Annotated in this window: 4 protein-coding genes; 2 read left to right on the top strand and 2 right to left on the bottom strand. The window is 42.3% G+C overall.

Translation table 11 applies throughout. The annotated features are described in order from the left end of the window. Nucleotides 1-143 precede the first annotated feature (143 nt). Both BMW30_RS06600 and BMW30_RS06595 read right to left on the bottom strand, forming a co-directional pair. Nucleotides 144-1,433 (bottom strand): glycosyltransferase, encoded by a 1,290-nt coding sequence (locus tag BMW30_RS06600; RefSeq protein ID WP_091475071.1) that lies wholly within the window; start codon nucleotides 1,431-1,433, stop codon nucleotides 144-146. Next, on the bottom strand, nucleotides 1,430-2,599 hold the full coding sequence (locus BMW30_RS06595) for a glycosyltransferase family 4 protein (protein WP_091475070.1): 1,170 nt from the start codon (nucleotides 2,597-2,599) through the stop codon (nucleotides 1,430-1,432). The genes BMW30_RS06600 and BMW30_RS06595 overlap by 4 nt, the downstream gene beginning before the upstream one ends. A gap of 114 nt (nucleotides 2,600-2,713) precedes the next feature. Between BMW30_RS06595 and BMW30_RS06590 the strand changes: the two genes are divergently transcribed. Together BMW30_RS06590 and BMW30_RS06585 are read left to right on the top strand one after the other, a co-directional pair. After that, nucleotides 2,714-3,991, top strand: a complete 1,278-nt coding sequence (locus BMW30_RS06590) for an LCP family protein (protein WP_091475068.1) — start codon at nucleotides 2,714-2,716, stop codon at nucleotides 3,989-3,991. Between the two features lie 60 nt (nucleotides 3,992-4,051). Next, nucleotides 4,052-4,477 (top strand): GNAT family N-acetyltransferase, encoded by a 426-nt coding sequence (locus tag BMW30_RS06585; protein WP_091475066.1) that lies wholly within the window; start codon nucleotides 4,052-4,054, stop codon nucleotides 4,475-4,477. Nucleotides 4,478-4,807 lie beyond the last annotated feature (330 nt).

Genomic DNA, 4,807 nt, shown 5'->3' with positions numbered 1-4,807 from the left:
CTCATTGGTAAGCTAGCGCCTCTACCTCGACTCTGTCGATGCTCATTGGTACGCTAGCGACTCTAGCTCGACTCTGTGGATCCTCATTGACAAGCAACACAAAAAAACACCCCGAAACAAACTATCGGGGGTGCTCATATCTACTATTCATACAAACCTTTATATAAATCTACCAACTTTTTCTCTTCGCGCGACCAGTTGTAAAAATGTTTTGCGCGCTTACAATTCATCACGCACTTTTCATACAATTTTTTATTGTTCATCAAACGCCCAACTGCATGCGCAATTTCTAACGGTGATTCGGCATCTATTGACAAGCCGATTTCTTCTTTTTCAATCACTTGCGCAATCTCCGGCAGGTCGCATCCGACGACGGGCACATGCATCATCATGTATTCGAACAGCTTATTCGATGACGCCGTATAGTGATTCATGTTCACATTTTGCAGCACTTGGAAGCCGATATATGCCTCTTTTGTGTATGAGAACAATTCTTCGAGTGGTACTTTGCCGATAAACTTCACACGTGTTGCCAAATTCAGTTGATGCACTTTTTCTTCTAATTCACCGCGGATTTTTCCGTCCCCGACGAACACGAGCGTGCCTTTTTCAATATACTGCATCGCATCGATTAGCTGTTCAAGTCCCCGTCCTGCTTGCAATCCGCCTTGGTATAACAGAATTTTTTCATCTGGATCGAGTCCAAGTCTTTCATGTACATTGATATCCGGTACTTTTTTTACATCGACATATTTAGAATAGTTGTAAAGTGGCAACGGTCTGACGCCGTACATCCATTCAAATAATGCACCGCGGGTTTTATTTTCAACAATGACGCGATCTGCGAATGGAACATGGCTCCCCTCCCAGATTTGTGCAACTTTTTCGTTATAGCCTGTACGTTCTGTTTGAACTTCATGTGAATCATAAATTAATGGTTTTCGACCGAACAGTCGTGATACGAGAATCCCTTGCGTCAACGTGTTCAAGTCGTGTGAGTGGACGATGTCTGGTTTGTGTTTGAATCCAGCAACCATCATGCGGAGGCTGCGCACAACCTTTAAAGCGTTTCGCTGTACACTGCGTGTGCGCAGCAACTGGACGAAAGCGCACATGCGCAATAAGTATCCGATTAAGCTCATCACACTTCGACGCAATGAAATCGCTGCTCCGACTATCACGTACAGGCCGCCCGCCACGAGTACAATTTTCTTATTCTTTTTAAATATGTCCCACAAAACCGGGTACATGCGGACGCGTTCGATATGGATGTTTGGTCCGAGTAATTCTTTCTCAGGTAATTCTGGTGTTTTCGGATTATGGATCGCGACAATTTTTACATTATAGTTGTTGCGCTGCAAAGTCTTCGCTTCACGGAGTACACGTGCATCATTCGTAAAATGGTTCCAGACAAACATCACGACTCTTTTCATTTCTTCACCTCTTCACAAAGACTTGCATACACATTTAACAACTGTTCTTGTTCAACATCCCAATTATACTTCAATTTCGCTTGCGCCATATTCTCTTTAAATTGCTTGCGCAATTCAGGATCAGCAATCAATTTTTGTAATGCTCTAATCAATTCTTCCTTTTTACCCGGCTCCACGATCAATCCAACATCCTCGCCTTTAACGACACGTGCCATCTCCGGTAAATTCGAAGCGATGACCGGGACGCCCGCCATCATATACTCAAACAGCTTGTTCGATGATGCTGAATAATGATTGAAATTCGTATTCTCCAAAAACTGAATGCCGATATCTGCAGCTTTCGTATAGCTTCGAAGTTCCTTGTATGGCACGCGATCGATAAAATACACACGCGCCTTGAGCCCCAACTCATTGCGTAGCTTAACGATATTATCTCGCTCTTTCCCGTCTCCAATCATGATGAGCACCGCATCATCGATGTCCGCAAACGCCTCAATTAACGCAGGCAACCCACGCCCCTCTTGAATGCCACCCTGATAGAGCACGAGCACTTTATCTTCATCAATATTAAACATGCCACGCAAACCCACAGGTTCAACCGTTTCAATATTATAGAACTCAGAATAATTGTGAACCGGCGTTGGGCGTTCGCCATAAAGCTCGGCATGATAGTCAGCACGCGTGTCATTTTCAACAATGACATGGTCAACAAACTTCAGTAAAAATCCCTCAACACGCCGTACCAGTTTCGTATTATAATGCGTACGACTCGTCTGAACCTCATGTGAATCATAAATTAGCTTGCGCTTTTTGAATCTAAACTTTGCACTGATTACACCTTGGATCAACGTGTTCAAATCATGTGCATGATAGATGCTTGCCCCACTCGTTCTACCGATAAAAATCATGCGTAACATGAGCCAAGCATTGACCAAATGTTTGTCGAAGATGCTGTTGTTTGTCTGTTTCTTCGCCGCACGTCTTAGTGGACGTAATACCGTCAATCCAGGTATCAAACGCTCGACTCTCTTTAAATGTTTTTCATTCATATCACGCTTCGCGATAATGACAACGCGATAACCATTTTCGACGAGCGTCTTCGCTTCACGGATTATGCGCGCATCATTCATAAAGTTATTCCAAACAAACATCGTTACAGTTTTCATATCGTCACCTATAATTTTTGTTGTCTTTATTTTACTAGAGATAGGATATTATTTCATTTTTATTACATAGATATGTTAAAATATCAGTAATTTATATATGTTAAGAGGGCTCCCATGATTAGAAAATTTCTTATTGGGGCATTTTTACTGCTTACGCTGATTGCAATGGGTGCGGTTGTGTATTTCGTCATGATGTTGAACATGGTGGATTCGCGCGTCAATGAATCATATGTAAGCTTGGAGCGTGGTCAAAGCACACTGCGTGAAGAAGATGCCGAAAATATAACAAATAGTTTTACCGTCCTTATTCTCGGCGTGGATCAGCTTGCGGAGGAAGACGTAGTCGAAGATGAACTCTACCCAGATGTTGAATACCACCGCAGTGATACGATGATACTTGCGACGTTCAACAAGGACGATGATGAAGTGAAAATGGTCGGTATCCCACGCGATACGATCACATATATTGATGAAGTCGGTTATTTCGATAAAATTAACCACGCACATATGTTTGGCGGACCAGACGCAGCAGTGGATACTGTTGAATCACTGTTAAATGTACCAGTCGACTACTACATTACTGTTAATATGAATGCAGTCGTTGATGTTGTCGATGCACTTGGCGGGGTCGAGTTTGATGTGCCATTTGATATGAATGAACCGAACTCTGCCAATAATGGCCGTGTTATTTTGGAAGAAGGCACGCAAACTTTAGATGGTGAAGGTGCCCTAGCCGTCGTGAGAAGTCGACGAGTTGACTCAGACCTTGCACGAAATAATCGCCAGATCGAAATGGTCTTTAAAATTATGGATAAATCAAAATCAACGGAAGCTTTGATGAACCTCGATGAGTTGATTGATGTCGTCGCGGATAATATCAGCCATAACATACCTGGAGACAAGATGCGCGGGCTCGCAACATATTATGCATTTAATAATTTAACATTTAATTCCGTCCAATTACGTGGTGAAGACTACTGGACCGAAGATAAACGCGCGTATTTTTATCGACCGAATGAAGAGCACTTATATTTAATTTCAAATACCATTCGTGAAGAGCTTGGATTAAGTGATGGCACAGAGCCGAATGATTTGATTAATATTCGCTTAAGAAATTACTTAGAGCCGTACAGCGTTTACGATTACGATTTGCTATATAACCACTTCCCAGAAGAAGAACCATACTTTATGTCGTATTATTATGTCAGTACTTTGGGCGACGGTATCAATATCCCAGAGTTCGAGCCTGAGAAACATAACGTTGAAGGTGAAGATGATTTAGAGGATTTAGAAGAGTTAGATGATGAAGATGCAGAGTCAGATGATGGAGATCTTGACGATCAGGAAGAATTTGATAATGCGGATGAACGCAATGTGTTGTCTGTAGAATAAGGTCGAGTTAGATTTTTATCAGTTTAAGTTAAATAAATTATAGTTGCGGAGGATTGCACGGTGGATATCATAACAGCAAATACAGATGAATTGTATGAACAGTGTTTGGACATTCGTTTTAAAGTGTTTGTCGATGAACAGAAAGTACCTAAGAATGAAGAAGTTGATCAGTTTGAAAAAGAATGTACCCACTTTTTGGTGAAAATCGATGATGAATATGTGGGAACAGCACGATTCCGTGCAAAATCAGAGAACACTGTGAAAGTCGAGCGAGTCGCCGTCCACTCTGCGTATCGTGGCCGCGGCATCGGATTCAAGCTCATGGAACACATGCATGAGGTCGCTAAAATTAATGGCTACACGTATGCCGTGCTCGGCGCACAAGTCCATGCTGTAAAATTTTATGAGTCACTCGGATATGAAATCGACTCGGATATATTTTTAGATGCGGGTATTGAGCATTATATGATGAAGAAATCATTGTAGAATGATAAAAAAGATGCAGGTTGACCGGTTGTTTGTCGGTCGACCTGCATTTTTTAGATTAGACTTGCTTGCGTATTTTGTACAAACCATTCGGTCGTGGTAACTCGCCGTTAATTTCTGAGCCTGAGTTACCACGAAACCTTGAACCGTGGTAACTCGCGATGATTTTTGATCTCTAGTGAGCACAAAGCACCATTAATTCTCTGATGTGGACTTTATTACGTCTATGAGTGAGGCTCACTGACGCGCAGATTGATTTGCGTTCCAATGAAGCTTGCTCACTGACACGCAGATTGATCTGCGTTCCAATGAGACTCGCTCACTGACGCG

The sequence above is a fragment of the Aliicoccus persicus genome, assembly GCF_900110815.1.
Taxonomy (GTDB): Bacteria; Bacillota; Bacilli; order Staphylococcales; family Salinicoccaceae; genus Aliicoccus; species Aliicoccus persicus.
This window is presented reverse-complemented; position numbering and strand designations above follow the sequence as displayed.

Coding starts and splice junctions, on each gene's coding strand:
- BMW30_RS06595 (WP_091475070.1), bottom strand. CDS start 2,599: ATGAAAACTGTAACGATGTTTGTTTGGAATAACTTTATGAATGATGCG.
- BMW30_RS06590 (WP_091475068.1), top strand. CDS start 2,714: ATGATTAGAAAATTTCTTATTGGGGCATTTTTACTGCTTACGCTGATT.
- BMW30_RS06600 (WP_091475071.1), bottom strand. CDS start 1,433: ATGAAAAGAGTCGTGATGTTTGTCTGGAACCATTTTACGAATGATGCA.